This window comes from Stenotrophomonas sp. (assembly GCF_032103445.1).
Lineage (GTDB): Bacteria > Pseudomonadota > Gammaproteobacteria > Xanthomonadales > Xanthomonadaceae > Stenotrophomonas.
The window spans coordinates 39342-56667 of the sequence record NZ_DAMDFR010000027.1; the positions used below are offsets into that span (position 1 = coordinate 39342).

13 protein-coding genes are annotated in these 17326 nt (G+C 65.4%); 10 read left to right on the forward strand and 3 right to left on the reverse strand.

Annotated elements, in window-relative coordinates; all coding sequences use genetic code 11:
- Positions 1-80: 80 nt before the first annotated feature.
- The 3 genes from RT551_RS11560 (at position 81) to RT551_RS11570 (ending at position 2138) form a co-directional block, all read left to right on the forward strand.
- Positions 81-479: a hypothetical protein gene (locus tag RT551_RS11560; RefSeq protein WP_313458731.1), complete on the forward strand. Its 399-nt coding sequence runs from the start codon at positions 81-83 to the stop codon at positions 477-479.
- A gap of 371 nt (positions 480-850) precedes the next feature.
- Positions 851-1441 (forward strand): hypothetical protein, encoded by a 591-nt coding sequence (locus tag RT551_RS11565; RefSeq protein WP_313458734.1) that lies wholly within the window; start codon positions 851-853, stop codon positions 1439-1441.
- Positions 1442-1601: 160 nt separating this feature from the next.
- Positions 1602-2138 carry a hypothetical protein gene (locus tag RT551_RS11570; RefSeq protein WP_313458736.1) on the forward strand — a complete coding sequence of 179 codons (537 nt, stop codon included), beginning with the start codon at positions 1602-1604 and terminating at the stop codon, positions 2136-2138.
- Positions 2139-2204: 66 nt separating this feature from the next.
- On the opposite strand, the gene RT551_RS11575 is transcribed toward RT551_RS11570, so the two are convergent.
- Complete coding sequence (locus tag RT551_RS11575; RefSeq protein ID WP_313458739.1) at positions 2205-3377, reverse strand: porin; 1173 nt, start codon at positions 3375-3377, stop codon at positions 2205-2207.
- A gap of 262 nt (positions 3378-3639) precedes the next feature.
- Here RT551_RS11575 and RT551_RS11580 point away from each other — a divergent pair, with 262 nt between their 5' ends.
- A complete protein-coding gene (locus RT551_RS11580; protein WP_313458740.1) occupies positions 3640-4989 on the forward strand; it encodes a dicarboxylate/amino acid:cation symporter in 1350 nt (449 codons plus the stop codon).
- A gap of 170 nt (positions 4990-5159) precedes the next feature.
- Complete coding sequence (locus tag RT551_RS11585) at positions 5160-7448, forward strand: NADP-dependent malic enzyme (RefSeq protein ID WP_313458742.1); 2289 nt, start codon at positions 5160-5162, stop codon at positions 7446-7448.
- 387 nt (positions 7449-7835) lie between these two features.
- Here the strand turns inward: RT551_RS11585 and RT551_RS11590 are convergent, their stop codons facing one another.
- Entirely contained in the window at positions 7836-11189 is a 3354-nt protein-coding gene (locus RT551_RS11590) for a GH92 family glycosyl hydrolase (RefSeq protein WP_313458744.1), read from the reverse strand.
- 326 nt (positions 11190-11515) lie between these two features.
- Between RT551_RS11590 and RT551_RS11595 the strand changes: the two genes are divergently transcribed.
- The 4 genes from RT551_RS11595 to RT551_RS11610 all read left to right on the forward strand — a co-directional run bounded on the left by RT551_RS11595 (position 11516) and on the right by RT551_RS11610 (position 14790).
- A complete protein-coding gene (locus tag RT551_RS11595) occupies positions 11516-11713 on the forward strand; it encodes a zinc-finger domain-containing protein (protein WP_057497568.1) in 198 nt (65 codons plus the stop codon).
- A gap of 16 nt (positions 11714-11729) precedes the next feature.
- Entirely contained in the window at positions 11730-12842 is a 1113-nt protein-coding gene (locus RT551_RS11600; protein ID WP_313458747.1) for a glycosyltransferase, read from the forward strand.
- A complete protein-coding gene (locus RT551_RS11605; RefSeq protein ID WP_313458757.1) occupies positions 12835-14148 on the forward strand; it encodes an O-antigen ligase family protein in 1314 nt (437 codons plus the stop codon). Before RT551_RS11600 ends, RT551_RS11605 begins: the two co-directional genes overlap by 8 nt.
- A gap of 258 nt (positions 14149-14406) precedes the next feature.
- Positions 14407-14790 (forward strand): transposase, encoded by a 384-nt coding sequence (locus RT551_RS11610; protein ID WP_313458749.1) that lies wholly within the window; start codon positions 14407-14409, stop codon positions 14788-14790.
- A 189-nt stretch (positions 14791-14979) separates the two neighbouring features.
- Here the strand turns inward: RT551_RS11610 and waaA are convergent, their stop codons facing one another.
- Positions 14980-16278: a lipid IV(A) 3-deoxy-D-manno-octulosonic acid transferase gene (gene waaA / locus RT551_RS11615; RefSeq protein ID WP_313458750.1), complete on the reverse strand. Its 1299-nt coding sequence runs from the start codon at positions 16276-16278 to the stop codon at positions 14980-14982.
- A 74-nt stretch (positions 16279-16352) separates the two neighbouring features.
- Here waaA and RT551_RS11620 point away from each other — a divergent pair, with 74 nt between their 5' ends.
- A complete protein-coding gene (locus tag RT551_RS11620) occupies positions 16353-17273 on the forward strand; it encodes an LpxL/LpxP family Kdo(2)-lipid IV(A) lauroyl/palmitoleoyl acyltransferase (protein WP_313458752.1) in 921 nt (306 codons plus the stop codon).
- The last annotated feature ends 53 nt before the right edge of the window (positions 17274-17326 follow it).

Sequence of the window (17326 nt, forward strand, 5' to 3'; positions counted from 1 at the left end):
CAATGATAGTTCACCCATCGGGCAGTCCGCCGCGCGGTCGCCCCTATGAAACGGGGGCGTTTCAGTAGCGGGAGAATCGTATGAGAACTGCGATGATCGCGGCGCTGTCGTGTGCGCTGCTGTGTGGTCCGCTGGCGACGTTCAGCGCCAAGGCCCTGCAATGTGAAGGCGGGCAGGCGAATGTGACAGCAACCAAGGGGAGTCACCGAAACGCATTGGTTTACCGGTCGGGCCTGGGGAGGGACTGCTCGTCCATTGAGTACAACATCGATATTGAAGGAGCATCTGCAGTTGACTTTGCGGAAATTCCATCGCCGCGAGATGTCGATGGCATGGCGTTGTATGTGGTCGTCAGGTCACTGAGGCCGAAGGAGTTGATCTACGCGGAGAAGGCAGGGAGGTGCCCGCATTTCAGGGGGGTGGACGGCAATGACGCAGCAGGAGGCATCGCTGCTTTCCATTTGGGGAAAGCACAGTGATTAACAACCAAAGATCTGCTTCGATAGTTCCGGAAAGGTGAATCTTGCGCTGCTGGTCGACGTGCACGATCTAGATGTGAGGGTGCGAAATACCCCGGGTCTCAAGATTTTAGCGTCTACGTGCGAGGTGAAAGAAGCTCCAATATAAAGGAGTTTTTACTGTTCCATACGCAAACGCCTTGCAAGGGATAAGTGCCCGAATGATTCGCAGGCAGAACGCCCTGCCGAAGTTGGCGTACATGGGGTAGGGCCGGGCAGGCAGGGACAACTTCACAAGGGATTTACCGGGGCCAATGATAGTGCACGCATGGGGTCGACCGACGTGCGGCGGCCCCTATGAAACGGGGGCGTTTCAGTAGCGGGAGAATCGTATGAGAATTGCGATGATCGCGGCGCTTTCGTGTGCGCTGCTGTGCGGTCCGTGGTCTGCATTCAGTTCCAGTGCTCCGCAATGTGGAGCTGGGCAGGCAAGTATGACGGCAACGAGGGGGATCGAGAGAACTCCCAAGTTCCGTAGGCCCGGGCTGGGGATGGGCTTTGCATCAGTTGAGTACAGCATTGCGCTTGAAGGAAGGACTGCAGTTGACTTCGCTGACATTCCAGAGCCGCGTGACGCCCATGGCATGTCACTGTATGTATCTGTCGGATCACTGGAGCCGAAGGAGCTGAAGTACGTAGAAAAGACCGGGGCCTGTCTGCAGTACAGGGCTTGGGCAGCAATGACGCGCCAAGATGTTGCCGTTTTCACGATATGGGGTGAACACGCAAACGATCAGCCGAAGATCTGCTTTGATGGTGCAGGTAAAGGGAGTCTTAGACTTCTTGTTGATGTCAATACAAGCAAGCTTGCAGGTGCCCATTATCTTGAGCCTTCGGATTTCCGGGTCCAGGTGCGCGGAAATAGAATCTCTGATGGAAAGGAGACACTGGTGTTCGATACGAAGATGCCCTGCAAGATATAGAAAGGGCCTCGGGCTTGCTGTGCCCATGTTCATGGCCGCTGACGAGTTCACAAGAGATATACCCGGATTGACGATAGTGCACCCATGGGGCCGGCCGCCGCGCGACCGCCCCTATGAAACGGGGGCGTTTCAGTAGCGGGAGAATCGTATGAGAACTGCGATGATCGCGGCGCTGTCGTGTGCGCTGCTGTGTGGTCCGTTGTCTGCGTCGCCCGCGCAGGCACTTCAGTGCGAGAAGGGGCAGGCGACTCTTGAGTTCACCAAGCAGGGTGCTATCGAAAATGGGCGCGCCGACCTCTACTCTGCAACGGTTAATGGGAAGCCCGGACTCGATTTTTCCGAGGTTCCCGGTGTGTCCAGCGAAAGCAGCCTGAACTTTTACTTCGCCGCCGATTCAATTCCGATGGTCGCTCTGCCCTATATCCGCAAAGTCGATACGCCCAGCCAGTGTCTTAATTTTTCGAGGAGATTTTTTGAGACGGAGACTGGGTTGGAACTGGAGTTTCGTGGCGGCCGCGGAACGGTAGTACCCCTAATCTGTTTCGCATCTGCGGGCAACACGATCTTCCACCTCGATGTCATCGCGCGTCCTGCCCGCTGGCTCGAGATCACCAATCCGCGGATCTATGTGCAGGGAAAGCGGAAGGATGGATCGTCTTACACCCTCTTCGACACAAGCAAACCCTGCAAAGAATAGCTGCCTTCCCAAACGAAAACAGGGTGCCTTCCAGCACCCTGTTCTCAAACTACGACACCGCTCAGATCAGAAATGCATCTGCGCGCGGACTTCGAACATCTCCGGCGTGGTATGCACACCACGGCGGCTGGCATCAGCCTTCACATAGTTCGCCTGGAACTTGAAGTGGCTGGTGAGGTACCAGTTCGCACCGATGGTCAGGTCGTTCTGGCGGCCGCCGAGCACGTCGCCGTCGTCCAGGTCGATGCGGCTGTAACGGGCCAGCAGTTCCACCGCGCCATAGGCGTGGGCCGGCTTGACGTTGGCCACGGCACCGGCGTTGTACGGGCGCGATTCGCCGGTCAGGAAGTAGCTGACGGCGGCGTACTGGCCGTCACCGGTGTAGTCCGGCTTGCCTTCACGGGTGACGGTGGTCTGCAGGGCTTCGGCCTGCACCGAGAACGGGCCCTTGATCCAGATGCCTTCCAGACCGGTGCGCTTGATCTTGTCGGCGGTGACCAGGGCACCGGAGTCGACCAGACGGATGTCGGTCAGGCCGGCTTCCGGGCGCGCGCGCAGGCGGGCGCTGGCTTCGTGGTGCACGTCACGGCCGTCGCGGTAGCCGCGCGGGTTTTCTTCCGAGTAGGCCACGCCCAGGTGCAGCACGTCGCCGGCGGCCTTGAACGGGGTCCATGCAGCGCGCACGGCCTGGGTGGTGCCGGGGTTGTCACCCTGCAGGTCCTTGCCACCGTATGCGCCTACCTGCAGCAGGTACTGCGGGCGTTCCAGCACCCACTCGGCACCGGTGCGGCGGCCTTCGTAGAAGGCCTGCACGGGCAGGGCGGTTTCGACGAAGCTGCCGGCGCGCGAGGAGGTGTTGGCGTCCAGACCCACCGGGGTCTTCATGTAGCCGAAGCGGAAGCGGCCCACGTCCTTGCCGAAGAAGGCCTTGCTTTCAAAGCGCACGAACACGTCCAGCCAGGTGTCGCTCTGGAAGTCGTAATACACCATGGCGTCGTACACGCCCTTTTTCTTCAGGGTGGCACCGAATTCCTTGCGGCGCACGGCGTCGGCATCGTCAATGCCGCTGCTGTCAGAGAAACGGTTCCAGTCGTAGGCGATGTTGCCGGTGGCGGCCAGTTCGGTGCCGTCGCTGAAGGCGACCTTGGTCGGCCAGTTGTCCCAGTCGTAGCCGGCAGCAGAGGCGGCCACAGGGGCGGAAAGAGCGGTCAGGGCAAGAAACAGGGGGGTCAGGCGCATGGGTATAGGTGTGCTTCTAAAAAATAGGGGCAGTACAACAACGGCCGCAAGCGGCAAAACTGTTGGGGCACTAGGCCCCGGCCGGCGCGGCAACCCGCCGCCGTGGGGGCGCGGTGCCGGGCCAGTGTAGGCACTGGCGGTAGCTGAACCGGGGGGTTAGTACCAATAGGTTATCTGCGTTCGGCGGCGCGGGGCGTAAAAAGTGCTCGCCCGATGCCGCCGTCCGCGGCCGGCATCCCTCGTGACACTGCCGGAGTTTCCCATGCACGTCCCCACCACAGCCCCCGTTGCGGCCAAGCCGCTGCCGTTCTACCGCCAGCTCTACTTCCAGGTGGTGGTGGCCATCGTCCTGGGTGCGATCCTCGGCCATTACGAGCCGGCATTCGCCGAATCGCTGAAGCCGCTGGGCGATGCCTTCATCAAGCTGGTAAAGATGATCATCGCGCCGGTCATCTTCCTGACCATCGTCACCGGCATCGCCGGCATGACCCACCTGCGCACCGTGGGCCGGGTGTTCGCCAAGTCGATGACCTACTTCCTGTTCTTCTCCACCCTGGCCCTGATCGTGGGCATGGTGGTGGCGCACGTGGTGCAGCCGGGTGCGGGCATGAACATCAACCCGGCCGATCTGGACCAGACCGCGGTTCACAGCTACGTGGAAAAGTCGCATGAGCTGACCCTCACCGGGTTCGTCATGGACATCATTCCGGCCACCCTGGTCAGCGCCTTCGTCGATGGCAACATCCTGCAGGTGCTGTTCGTGGCCGTGCTGTTCGGTATCGCGCTGGCCCTGACCGGCGAGAAGGGCCGCCCGGTGCTGACCTTCCTGGAAGCGCTGACCGCCCCGGTGTTCCGCCTGGTGCACATCCTGATGAAGGCGGCCCCGATCGGTGCCTTCGGCGCGATTGCCTTCACCATCGGCAAATACGGTGTGGGTTCGCTGATCAACCTGGCCTGGCTGGTGGGTTCGTTCTACATCACCTCGTTCCTGTTCGTGGCGGTGATCCTGGGCATCGTGTGCCGTCTGTGCGGCTTCTCGGTGTTCAAGCTGGCCCGTTACCTGAAGGCCGAACTGCTGCTGGTGCTGGGCACCTCGTCCTCGGAATCGGCGCTGCCGTCGCTGATGGAAAAGATGGAAAAGGCCGGTTGCAGCAAGTCGGTGGTGGGCCTGGTGGTCCCGACCGGCTACTCGTTCAACCTGGACGGCACCAACATCTACATGACCCTGGCCGCGCTGTTCATCGCCCAGGCCACCAACACCGAACTGACCCTGGGCCACCAGATCGCCCTGCTGCTGGTCGCCATGCTGAGCTCCAAGGGCGCGGCCGGCGTCACCGGTGCCGGCTTCATCACCCTGGCCGCCACGCTGGCCGTGGTGCCGGAAGTGCCGGTGGCGGGCATGGCGCTGATTCTGGGCGTGGACCGCTTCATGAGCGAATGCCGCTCGCTGACCAACTTCATCGGCAATGCCGTGGCCACCGTGGTGGTGTCGCGCTGGGAGAACGCCCTGGACCGCGACCGCCTGGCCCTGGCGCTGGATGGCCGCGAAGCCGAACTGCCGGCTCTGGCGACCGATGACACGCCGTCGCCGCTGACCGCGCCGGCCCGCTGAACCCCCCGCAGGTGATGCGTTGCAGGGTTGCGCCGTTCCCCCCTTGGGCGGCGCAATCCTGCTTTTTTGTGCGGTCGCAGCACCCCCGCGACAGCCTGCCGACAGGTCTTACCTCGCCAACGGGGGTATGATCCTCTGTTCCTCTTGCCCATTCACGTCCACGAACCGCGATGTCCAACGAAGACTTCAAACAGGCCGCCCTCGATTACCACCGCATGTCGCCGCCGGGCAAGATCAAGGTCTCGGCGACCAAGCCGATGCTGACCCAGCGTGACCTGTCGTTGGCGTATTCCCCCGGCGTGGCCCACGCCTGCGAGGCCATCATGGCCGACCCGCAGCAGGCCAGCGAGCTCACCGCACGCGGCAATCTGGTCGCGGTCATTTCCAACGGCACCGCCGTGCTGGGCCTGGGCAACATCGGCCCGCTGGCCGGCAAGCCGGTGATGGAAGGCAAGGGCGTACTGTTCCAGAAGTTCGCCGGCATCGATGTGTTCGACATCGAAATCAATGAAAACGACCCGGACAAGCTGGTCGACATCATTGCCTCGCTGGAGCCGACCTTCGGCGGCATCAACCTGGAAGACATCAAGGCTCCGGAATGCTTCATCGTTGAGCGCAAGCTGCGCGAACGCATGAACATTCCGGTGTTCCACGACGACCAGCACGGCACTGCGATCATCGTGGGCGCGGCCGTGCTCAACGCCATGGTCGTCACCGGCAAGAAAATCGAAGACGTGAAGCTGGCCACAACCGGCATGGGCGCGGCAGGCATTTCCTGCGTGAACATGCTGGTGTCGCTGGGTGTGAAGAAGGAAAACATCCTCGCGTTCGACCGCGAAGGCGTGATCCACACCGGTCGTACCGACCTGGACCCGGAAAAGGCCCGCTACGCGCGCGACACCGACAAGCGCACCCTGGCTGAGATCGTTGACGGCGCGGATATCTTCCTGGGCCTGTCGGCCCCGGGCATCCTCACCGCCGACATGGTCAAGACCATGGCCAAGGATCCGGTGATCTTCGCGCTGGCCAACCCGACCCCGGAAATCATGCCGGAAGTGGCGCGCAGCGTGCGCCCGGACGCGCTGATCGGCACCGGTCGTTCGGACTACCCGAACCAGATCAACAACGTGCTGTGCTTCCCGTACCTGTTCCGCGGTGCGCTGGACGTGGGCGCAACCGCGATCAACGAAGAAATGAAGATCGCCTGCGTGCATGCCATCGCCGCGATGGCACGCCGCGAGGCCAGCGACCTGGGCTCCGCTTACGGTGACACCCCGAGCTTCGGCCGCGATTACCTGATTCCGCGTCCGTTCGACCGCCGCCTGCTGGTGGAACTGTCCGCCGCCGTGGCCCAGGCCGCGATGGACTCGGGCGTGGCCACCCGCCCGGTCGCCGACATGGGCGCGTATCGCGAGAAGCTGGCGCAGTTCGTGTACCGCACCAGCCTGATGATGAAGCCGGTGTACGACCGTGCGCGCGCCGACAAGCAGCGCGTGGTGTACGCCGAGGGCGAAGAAGAAGTGGTGCTGCGTGCGGTGCAGAACGTGGTCGACGAAGGGATTGCCCGTCCGATCCTGATCGGCCGCCCGGACGTCATCGAATCGCGCATCGAACGCCTGGGCCTGCGCCTGAAGGCCGGTGAAGACTTCGACGTCACCAACATCAATGACGATCCGCGCTTCAACGATTACTGGCAGTACTACCACAGCCTGACCGGCCGTCGTGGTGTCACTGTGGCTGCAGCGAAGAACCTGATGCGCTCGCGCCCGACCCTGATCGCGGCGGTGATGGTGGCACGCGGTGAAGCCGATGCCATGCTGACCGGCGTGGTCGGTCGCTTCCACAAGAAGCTGGGCTATGTGCGCAGCGTGCTGCCGCTGGAACCGAAGGTCACCTCCACCTCGGCCATGACCGGTGTGATCAACCAGCAGGGCGTGTTCTTCTTCGTGGACACCCACGTGCAGGAAGACCCCACGGCCGAGCAGATCTGCGAAGCCACGCTGCAGGCGGCGTACCGCATGAAGCTGTTCGGCATCGAGCCGAAGGTGGCGCTGCTGTCGCACTCCAACTTCGGCAGCCACGACTCCAAGGACGCGCTGAAGATGCGCCAGGTGCGTTCGCTGCTGCTCAAGCGCAACCCGCGTCTGAACGTGGACGGCGAAATGCAGGGCGACACCGCGTGGGATGAGGCACTGCGCCAGAAGCTGCTGCCGGACAGCACGCTGAAGGGCCGTGCCAACCTGTTCGTGCTGCCGAATCTGGAAGCGGCCAACATCGCCTACAACCTGGTGCGCGTGTTCACCGACGGTGTGGCGATTGGTCCGATCCTGATGGGCGTGGCCAAGCCGGTGCACATCCTGACCACCAGCGCGACCTCACGCCGTATTCTGAACATGACCGCGATTGCGGCCGTCGACGCTCAGATCCGCAAACAGCTCGAGGAAGAAAAGAACGCGTAACGCGTTCTTTTCACACCCGCGATGCAAGGTAGTGCCGGCCGCTGGCCGGCATTGCTTTTCATGGCTTCGCAGCACAGCCGTAATCGCCGTGAAACGCGGCAATGGCCCAATATGCCCACGTGGCCCGGCTTGGCGGCGCTTGAAAAAGCGCTGCCACCCCGGGCCCGACCATTTGTGCGATCTTACGTTCCCGGGATATCCAATGGGGCCGTAGAGCCACGCCCTGCGTGGCTTCGACCAACCCAAACACCGCGCAGCCACGCAGGGCGTGGCTCTACGTCAGGTTCCGGCACCGCGTGGACACGCATGGCGTGTCCCTACAGGAGCCCCGCAACGTCCGGCCCCGTAGCGACGCGCCATGCGCGTCCCACGGGAACCCAGCCGGGCTCAATGCGCCCCAGGTGCCAACAACTCCACCTCGGCCAACTGCGCGCGCCCCTGTGCCTTGATCCGCAACCGGTACTCGGCGTATTTCCCCGGCTGCGCAATCTTGAACGGCCGCGTCTGCTGCGCCCACGCGAACGCCTCACCCTTGCGCTGGTCGACTGTCTTCCAGCGCCCACCGGCGGTCCGCGCCTCCAGCACCCACTCGGCGGCACGGATCGAACTTTCGCCACTGGTCAGTGTGTACAGCGTGGCCTGCCCGTCGCTCAGCCCGGTAAAGGTCACCGTTCCGACATCACCCACGCCCAGCGCGCTGTCGGCATCGTTGTCGATCAGGCCTGCGGCCACCGAACCATCCGCCAGCGTGGCCTTGGCCCCGCTGCCCAGCAGGTCATGCAACCCGGCCGGTCGCTGACCCGGTGCAGTGAGCGAACGCGGTGCATCGTCCGGCCCGGTGCCCCAGCGCGATGGCTGCGGGCCCATCTCGAAGTCCAGCGTGGCCCCGGCGGCAATCAGCTCATGCGGAACCCAGGTCTTCGTCCACGGCTTGCCGTTGATCTTCAGCGACTGAACGTAGCGGTTCTCGCGCGAGTTGGCCGGTGCGTTCACGGTCAGCACCTTGCCGTCGCCCAGCTGCACGCGTGCCTGCTTGAACAGCGGTGAGCCGATCACATACTCCGGTGCACCCATGCGCAGCGGGTAGATGCCCAGCGAGGCGAACAGGTACCACGCCGAGGTTTCGCCGTTGTCCTCGTCGCCCGGGTAGCCCTGGCCGATCTCGCTGCCCAGGTACAGGCGCTCCAGAATCGTGCGCACATGGTCCTGGGTCTTCCACGGCTGCCCGGCGTACAGGTACATCCACGGAATGTGGTGCGCCGGCTGGTTGCTGTGCGCATACATGCCCAGGCGCACATCGCGCGCTTCGGTCATTTCATGGATCACGCCACCGTAGGAACCCACCAGCGAGGTATCAGCGGTTTCCGGGGTGCTGAAGAACGCATCCAGCTTTTTGCCCAGTGCCTCACGACCGCCGTAGAGCGCAGCCAGGCCTTCACCATCGTGCGGCGCGGTGAACGCGAACGTCCAGCCGTTGGATTCGGTGTAGTCGTAGCCCCACACGCGCGGGTCGTATTTCGCCGAATCCACCCGCCACGTTCCTTCTTCGGTGCGGCCCTGGAAGAAGCCGGCGGCCGGGTCGAACAGGGTGGCGTAGGTGCCGGCGCGGTTACGGAAGTAGTCGGCCTCGGTGCTGTAGCGCTCGCGCTCGGCGGGGTTGCTGGCGCGCTTGGCGAGCTCGGTGGCCATGTTGGCAATGCCGAAGTCGTTCAGGGCCCCTTCCATGGTCCACGACATGCCCTCATGCGTGTCGGTGCTGGCGTAGCCGCGGAAGCTGGACTGGCGCATGCCCTTGCGGCCGACATGCCGGTCCGGCGGCACCACGCTGGCGTTGCGCAGCGCCGCCTCGTAGGCCTCGGCGGCGTCGAAGCCCTGGATGCCCTTCAACCAGGCATCGGCGAAGGCCACGTCGGAGCTGGTGCCCACCATCAGGTCGGCATAGCCCGGCGAGGACCAGCGTGCCACCCAGCCACCGGCGCGGTACTGCTCCAGGAAGCCCTGCACCAGGGTGCCGGCATCGTTCGGCGTGAACAGTGCATAGGCCGGCCAGGTGGTGCGGAAGGTGTCCCAGAAGCCGTTGTTGACGTACACCTTGCCGTCGCGGATCGGCGCGTAGCTACGGCTGGCGCTGGCATCGTCGCGGGCATCCTCGCCGGCGCTGGCCTGGCTGGCGTAGCGCCAGTCCGGTGCGGCGGCGGTGCCGACGTTCTCGTGCGCGGAGTTGGGGTACAGGTACAGGCGGTAGACGTTGGAGTACAGCGTGGTCTTTTCGTCGTCGCTGGCCGCACCGATGTCGAAACGACCCAGGCGCGCGTCCCAGGCATCCTGGGCACGGCCGGCCACACGCGCGATGTCATCGTCGCTGGCCAGTTCCAATGCCAGGTTGTGGCGCGCCTGTTCCAGCGAGATCAGCGAGGTGGCGATGCGCATGTGCACCGTGCCTTCGGTGCCCGGGTCGAACTTGATGTAGCCGGTGGGGCGGCCGGTCTTGATCGTGCCGCTGCTGCGCCAGGGGCGGTCGAAGCTGGCCACGATGAACATGCGCGTGGCCCCGTTGGACAGGCCGCTGCGGGTGTCGGTGTAGCCGGAGAGCGTCTGCGTGGCGGGGTCCAGGGTCAGCCCGCCGCGCGCGTCGACGTTGTCGAACAGCAGGTTGGCATCGCTGCCCTTGGGAAAGTCGAAGCGGAACAGCGCGGCATGGTCGGTGGGTGCGATGGTGGCGGCAATGCCGTTGTCGAAGCGCACCCCATAGCGGTGCGGGCGGGCCACTTCATTGTCACGCGAGAAAGTGAGTGCGCGCTTGGCACGGTCGGCTTCCGGCACACCACGTGTGTTCGACGGCATCACCTGGAAGGTCTGGCGGTCGCCCATCCACGGACTGGGCTCATGGCTCAGCGCCAGCGCCTGCAGGCGCGGCCGGTTGGCGGCGTCGTTCTGTTCGCTCCAGCGATACAGCCAGCTCAGCGACCCTGCATCGGTCACCGGGGTCCAGAAGTTGAAGCCGTGCGGCACGGTGGTGGCCGGGAAGTTGTTGCCGCGCGAGAACGTGCCGTTGGACTGCGTGCCGCGGGTGGTGAGCACCCAGTCGGAGGGGCGCTGCGCGCTGTTGCGGGCGATGTCGCCCAGGCGGATGTCATCGATCCACCCGGCGCTCGGGGCCTGGGCGGCGCTGTCCACCTCCAGTTCAACCGCCACCACGCGGCGGCCGCGCAGGGCCGGCACGTCGCCCAGGCGCACCTGCTTGTGCGCCCACTGTTGCGGGTACAGCGTCTTCGAGTCGCCCTGTGCCTGCGCGCCCAGCGCCACGCCGTGGTGGTCGCGGGCGGCGCTGGCGGAAACGCGGCTGCCGTCATCCAGCACCAGGTCCAGCGAGACATAGGTGCTGGCCACGGTGTCGCCGCCCACGATTTCCGGCAGCACCATCCAGCTCAGCGTGGTGTCGGCACCAATGGTCACATCGGTGCTGAACAGCGCGGTGCGCGCGGCCCCACCGCCGCTGCGGTAGCCCAAGGCGCGCACGCCGCTGTAACCCGCATTGGCCTTGGCGGCATAAGGCGCGGCCGGTCCGTTCCCCACCTTCACCTGCAGGCCGCCGGAAGCGGCCTTGGGTGCCGGCTGGCCAGCTTCAAACGAGGTGCTGAAGTCCAGCGCCAGGGCGGGCAGGGCGGTGCCGGCACAGGCGAAGGCCAGTGCAAGCGGCAGCACGGCGTGGCGGGCAAGGGGACGGCGGGGCAGGGTCATGCAGGGTTCTCCCGGTGGGACAGGCAGCAGGGCAAAGCCCGCATCGGCGACCTGAGACAGACGGCACCCGCCCGGCCGCCAGCAGGCGGTCGGTGAAGCGGGGCCGGTCCGGTGGGGGTCGGGCCGTGCGATCGGGTTGTGATCGGAACGGGACCGATCCTGCAACACCCTGCGCCGCGCCGCAAGTGAAATTAGTTCGATCTAAACCCGGGAAAAACGCAAAACAGCGAAATTCGTGCGAACCCCGGCCCAAGCCCGGACACGCCGGGGCGGTGGCCCCGGGTGCTAGAATCACGGTCCTCGCACCTCCACTTCCGTATTCCGCCATGAGTCATACCGCCACCGCGCCCGCCAATGCCGAGAAGCGCTACACCGTGCACCGCAGCGAACTGCCGCTGAGCTGCCCGACGCCGGAAATGGCGCTGTGGAACTCGCACCCGCGCGTGTACCTGCCGATCGAAGACGAGCCCAACGGCGAAGCGCAGTGCCCATACTGCGGTTCGGTGTTCGTGCTGGCCGACTGAGCAGGCTGCACCGACCGTGCGCCGATTAACCGTGGTGCAGCTGCTGCCGGCGCTGCACTCCGGCGGGGTCGAACGCTCCACCCTTGAAATCGCTGCCGCGCTGGTCGCGGCCGGGCACCGTGCCCTCGTGGTGTCCGCCGGCGGCCGACTGGTCGAACCGCTGCTGGCCAGCGGCGCTGAACATCTCACCCTGGACATCGGCCGCAAGTCGCTATGGACGCTGCGCCACGTGCGCGCGCTGCGCGATCTGTTCGCACAGACCGGGGCCGATATCGTGCATGCGCGGTCTCGCCTGCCGGCGTGGCTGGGGCTGTATGCGGTGCGTAATCTTCCCGCCGATGAGCGTCCGCACTGGGTGACCACCGTGCACGGGCTGAACTCGCCAGGCCGCTACAGCGCGGTGATGACCAGCGGTGAACGGGTCATCTGCGTGTCCAACACCGTGCGCGACTTCGTGCGCCAGCACTATCCGTCGGTCGCCGCCGAGCGCCTGCAGGTGATTCCGCGCGGCGTGGACATCGCCCAGTTCCCGCGCGTGGGGCGGCAGGACCGGCGTGCGCGCCTCGCCGTGGCCGCGCAGCATCCGGCGCTGGCCGGTGATGCGCCGCTGCTGCTGTTGCCAGGCCGTGGCACTCGCCTGAAAGGGCATCACCATGCGCTGGCGCTGCTGGCCGGACTGCATGCGGCGGGTGTGCCGGCGCGGCTGTGGATGCCGGGCACGCGCGAACCTGGACGCGAGCGTTATGTCGCCGAACTGGAAGCGCAGGCGCGGCAGCTGGGGGTGGCGCAGACCGTGCTGATGACGGCACCCACCTCGCGCATTGCCGAGGCCTATGCGGCCAGCGATCTGGTGCTGCAGCTGTCCGACAAACCGGAAGCTTTTGGCCGCACCGTGGTGGAAGCGGTGTCGGTGGGCCGACCTGTACTGGGCTGGAACCACGGGGGCGTTGGCGAGCTGCTGACACAGCTGCAACCCTCTGGCGCGGTACCCTTGGGCGATGCACCGGCACTGCTGGCGCGCGCGCAGCAGTTGCTGGCGCAGCCGCCCGCGTTGCCTTCGCGAATTCCGTTCACCCTGCAGGCCATGCAACGTGACACGCTCCAGCTCTATTCCCAACTCGCTGGCTGAGCCGCCGCGCGCACCGGGTTCCCCGGGGGCGCGCGCCGGGCGTTGGGCGCCGTGGTGGGTCATCGCCTTCGTCGCCCTGTGGCCACTGCCCGGCATAGCCGAAACCGTGCTGGTGCTGGGGGCGATCTACGCCGCCGTGCGCATGGTGCAGCTGCGCCTGCAGGGCAAGCAGCGCCTGCTCAGCAGTCCCGCGTGGGCGCTGACCAGCATTCTGTTCCTGGGCTACTGGTTGCCGCAGGCGTTTTCCGCCTTCGATGCGATCGATCCTTCCGAGGCGTGGCGCAAGACCGCTGCCGGCCTGCGCTACCTGCCCTTCATGTGGCTGGTGGCGATTGCGGTGGCCACGCCGCAGCGGCGCGCGCTCACTTTGGGCGGCATTGCGGTGATCACCGGGGTGTGGACGCTGGATGCACTGGCCCAGGCCGCATTCGGCTCCAGCCCGTTGTTCTGGTCACTGGACCAGCTCAAGTGGGCGGTGAGCGGGCATGGCCTGTGCACCCCGGCCGAGGCGGCTGCCGCCGATCGTCTGAGTGGCGTGCTGGGTCCCTGCAATCTGAAGTTTGGCCAGGTGCTGGCCAGCCTGTCGCCGTTCCTGCTGTTTGCCGCCGCGCGCCGGCTGGGCACGTGGGGCTGGGCGCTGTCGGCGGCGGCAGTGGGCGTGGTGCTGGTGCTGGCGGGCTCTCGTGCTTCGTGGATCACCTATGCGCTGGTGCTGGCGTTCTCTGGCTGGCGGCTGCTGGGCACGCGCGGACTGCTGATCTGCGCTGCACTGGGGCTGGTGGTCGCGGTCGGGCTTTCGCTGGGTTCAACACAGGTGCGCGAGCGTATCGCCCGTACGGCGATGGCCTGGGATGGCGAAAGCGATGGTGTGAACCAGGCTTTGTCCGGCCGCGCACAGATATGGGCTGCGGCGGGGTGCATGATCCAGGAGCACCCCATCAATGGCGTCGGCGCGCGCGGCTTCCGCGATGCATATCCCGCCTGTCACCCATCGCCGCAGCAGCAGGATGTATGGGGCGAGGGTCCCGCACTGCACGCGCATCAGATCGTGCTGGAAATTCTGGCGGAAACCGGGGTGCTGGGATTGTTGTTGTGGCTGGCCGCTGCGGCACAGGCATGGCGCGCATGGCGGTTTGCGCCGCTGGCCGCACGTGATCGCGCCCGCCCGGCGGCGTTGGCGCTGGCGGTCACCGTGTTTCCGTTGAACACCCATCTCGCGTTCTACTCCACGTTCTGGGGCGGCCTCACCCTGCTGTTGGCCGCGTTGTACGCCGGCAGCCTGCTGGCGCGGGACGAAGAAGCCTGATTGCTCGCTCCGTAATGACGCAATTTCCGTAGAGCCACGCCCTGCGTGGCTGCACGCGATGCCAGATTCCCCGTAGAGCCACGCCCTGCGTGGCTGCGCTTTCGTCCGCCACCGCGAAGCCACGCAGGGCGTGGCTCTACGTCTGACATCACGGCGCGGTGTTTGGCGATACCTTCCGCCCAGCAGTCCTGCGACGGTGGAGGCATGTCCAGCCCCCGCCTACGACGCTATCGCCAATCCCACGTGGGCCGCATCTACGTGCTCACCACCGTGGTGCAAGGCAGACGCCGGTTGTTCGAGCAACCCCACAATGCAGAAATCGTCATCGACGCACTTCGGCATGTGGAGCGCAGTGGACGCAGCTATTCGCTTGCATGGGTGATCATGCCGGATCACGTGCATTGGTTGATGGAACTGCGGCAAGGCACGCTTCCCAGTTGCATGAACGTCTTCAAGTCCATCAGCAGCCGGAAGCTGCAGGCAGGGCAGGTGTGGCAGAACGGGTATCACGATCACGCCATTCGCCGCGATGAATCCGTTGAACATGCGGCCCGCTACATCATCGGGAATCCGTTGCGCGCTGGACTGGCGCAGCGCGTTGGCGAGTACCCGTATGCCTGGTGCCGCTGGGAAATCATGTGATGTGGATCCACGTCACGTGTGCCTCTGCGGTCACAGCATCCGTAGAGCCACGCCCTGCGTGGCTTCGCGATGTCAGACCCGGTCGCAGCCACGCAGGGCGTGGCTCTACGCGGTGGGTGGGATGGTCGCAGCCACGCAGGGCGTGGCTCTACGCGGTGTCAGACCCGTTCGAAGCCGTTGGGGATGGGCTCACCCCACCGGCGGCGGCAACTGCGGCGTCACCAGATCCACGGTGCGCTGCAGCGCCCCACGCCCGGTGCTTACCAGCGTGCAGCCCGCGCGCGCCATGTCCTCGCGCGCCTGCGGGTCGCGCAGCAGCATCAGCAGGGCGACATACACGCCTTCCACGTCGTCGGCAATCAATACCGCACCGGCTTCGCGCATGCGCCGGGAAATCTCCGAGAAGTTGTGCAGGTGCGGGCCGGTCACCGACGCAGTGCCCATGGCGGCTGGCTCCAGCAGATTATGCCCACCAATCGGCTGCAGGCTGCCGCCGACGAAGGCGACATCGGCGCAGCTGTAGAACGACATCAGCTCACCCAGCGTATCGATCACGAACACGTCGGTGTCCGCCTGCGGCCACTGCTCCTGGCGGCGGGTGGCGACTTTCCAGCCCTGTTCGCGGGCCAGCGCTTCCACGCGCGGGAAGCGCTCGGGGTGACGCGGTGCCCACAACAGCAGCAGGTCCGGAATCTCCGCACGCAGCCGGCGGTGCAGGTCCAGCGTGGCCTGCTCTTCGCCTTCGTGCGTGCTGGCGGCAATCCACACCGGGCGCGCAGGCGGCACCGCGGCATGGAAATTCGCCATGAACTCGCGCACATTCGGCGTGGCAATCTCGAACTTCAGGTTGCCCAGCGCACGCACCTGCTCCGGCTCGGCCCCCAGCTGGATGAAGCGCTCCGCATCCTCCTGCGATTGCGCCGCCACGCAGGTCACCGTGCGCAGCGCCCGTGCGATCAGCGGGGCCAGCAGCCGGTAACCGCGCAGCGAACGCGCGGACAGTCGCGCATTGAGGATGTACACCGGAATGCCGCGGTCGCGGCAGCCAAACAGCAGGTTCGGCCACAGCTCGGTTTCCAGGATCAGCGCCAGGCTGGGTTTGAAGTGGCCCAGAAAGCGACCGACGCTGCCGGGCACGTCGTACGGCAGGTAGACGTGGTCCACCGCATCACCCCACAGCGAGCGCACCCGCTCCGAGCCGGTGGGGGTGATGGTGGTGATCACCCAGCGGATGTCCGGGCGTTGTGCGCGCAGGGCGTTGACCAGCGGGGCAGCGGCATTGACCTCGCCGACCGACACCGCGTGCAGCCACACCCGTGGGTGCAGGCTGGACTGGGGATACGAGGCATAGCGCTCGTCCCAGCGCTGGAAGTACTGGCGCACCCGGAAGCCCCGCCACACCAGGTGATACACGGTGATGGGCAGCAGTATGTACAGCACGGCCGAATACAGGCCGCGCAAAATCCACTCAACAGGGCGATTACGCATGGGCAGAGGATACGGGAGCCGGCCCGGGAAAGACATGCGCCACAGGGGGCGGACGCATCCTTTAGAATCGGGGCATGTCAGATAACGCTTCCACCGCGACCCGCCCGTCGCTGCGCAATCCCCGGCACTGGCCGATGTTCGCCTTCATGCTGGGGGCCTTCGCGGTCGCGCGGCTGCCCTGGGGCCTGCAGCGGGCGCTGGGCCGCGGCGTGGGCACGGTGGCGTACCGGCTCGCCAGCAGCCGGCGCAAGGCCGCCGAAGTGAACCTCAAGCTGTGCTTCCCTGAACAGGACGAGGCCTGGCGGCAGCGTCTGCTGCGGGACAGCTTCGATGCACTGGGCGTGGGCATCTTCGAGTTTGCCCGTGCGTGGTGGGGCAGCATCGACAGCATCCGCCCCAAGGTGCAGGTCGAAGGGCTGGAGCACCTGCACCGCATGCAGGCCGAAGGGCGTGGCGTGCTGCTGGTGTCCGGGCACTTCATGACCCTGGAAATGTGCGGTCGGCTGTTGTGCGATCACGTCGAGCTTTCCGGCATGTATCGCAAGCACCGCAACCCGGTGTACGAATGGGCGGTGAAGTTCGGTCGGCTCCGTTACGCCAAGGCGATGTACGCCAACGAGGATATCCGTGCAACGGTGCGGCATCTGAAGAAGGGTGGCTTCCTCTGGTATGCGCCCGACCAGGACATGCGCGGCAAGGACACCGTGTTCGTGCCGTTCTTCGGCCACACCGCATCCACCATCACCGCCACGCACCAGCTGGCACGCATGACCGGGTGCGCGGTGATTCCGTATTTCCACCGTCGCGAAGGCGGCAAGTACTTCCTGAAGATTGGCGCGCCGCTGGAGAACTTCCCCAGCGAGGATGTGGAAGCGGATACCGCGCGGGTGAATCAGGCGATTGAGGCGATGGTGCGTGAGGCACCGGATCAGTATCTGTGGATCCACCGGCGCTTCAAGCGCCAGCCCGGCGGGCGCAGCAGTTTCTACAAGTGACGTAGAGCCACGCCCTTGAGGTGACCCCCAGAACTTGGACACCTGTCCAATTT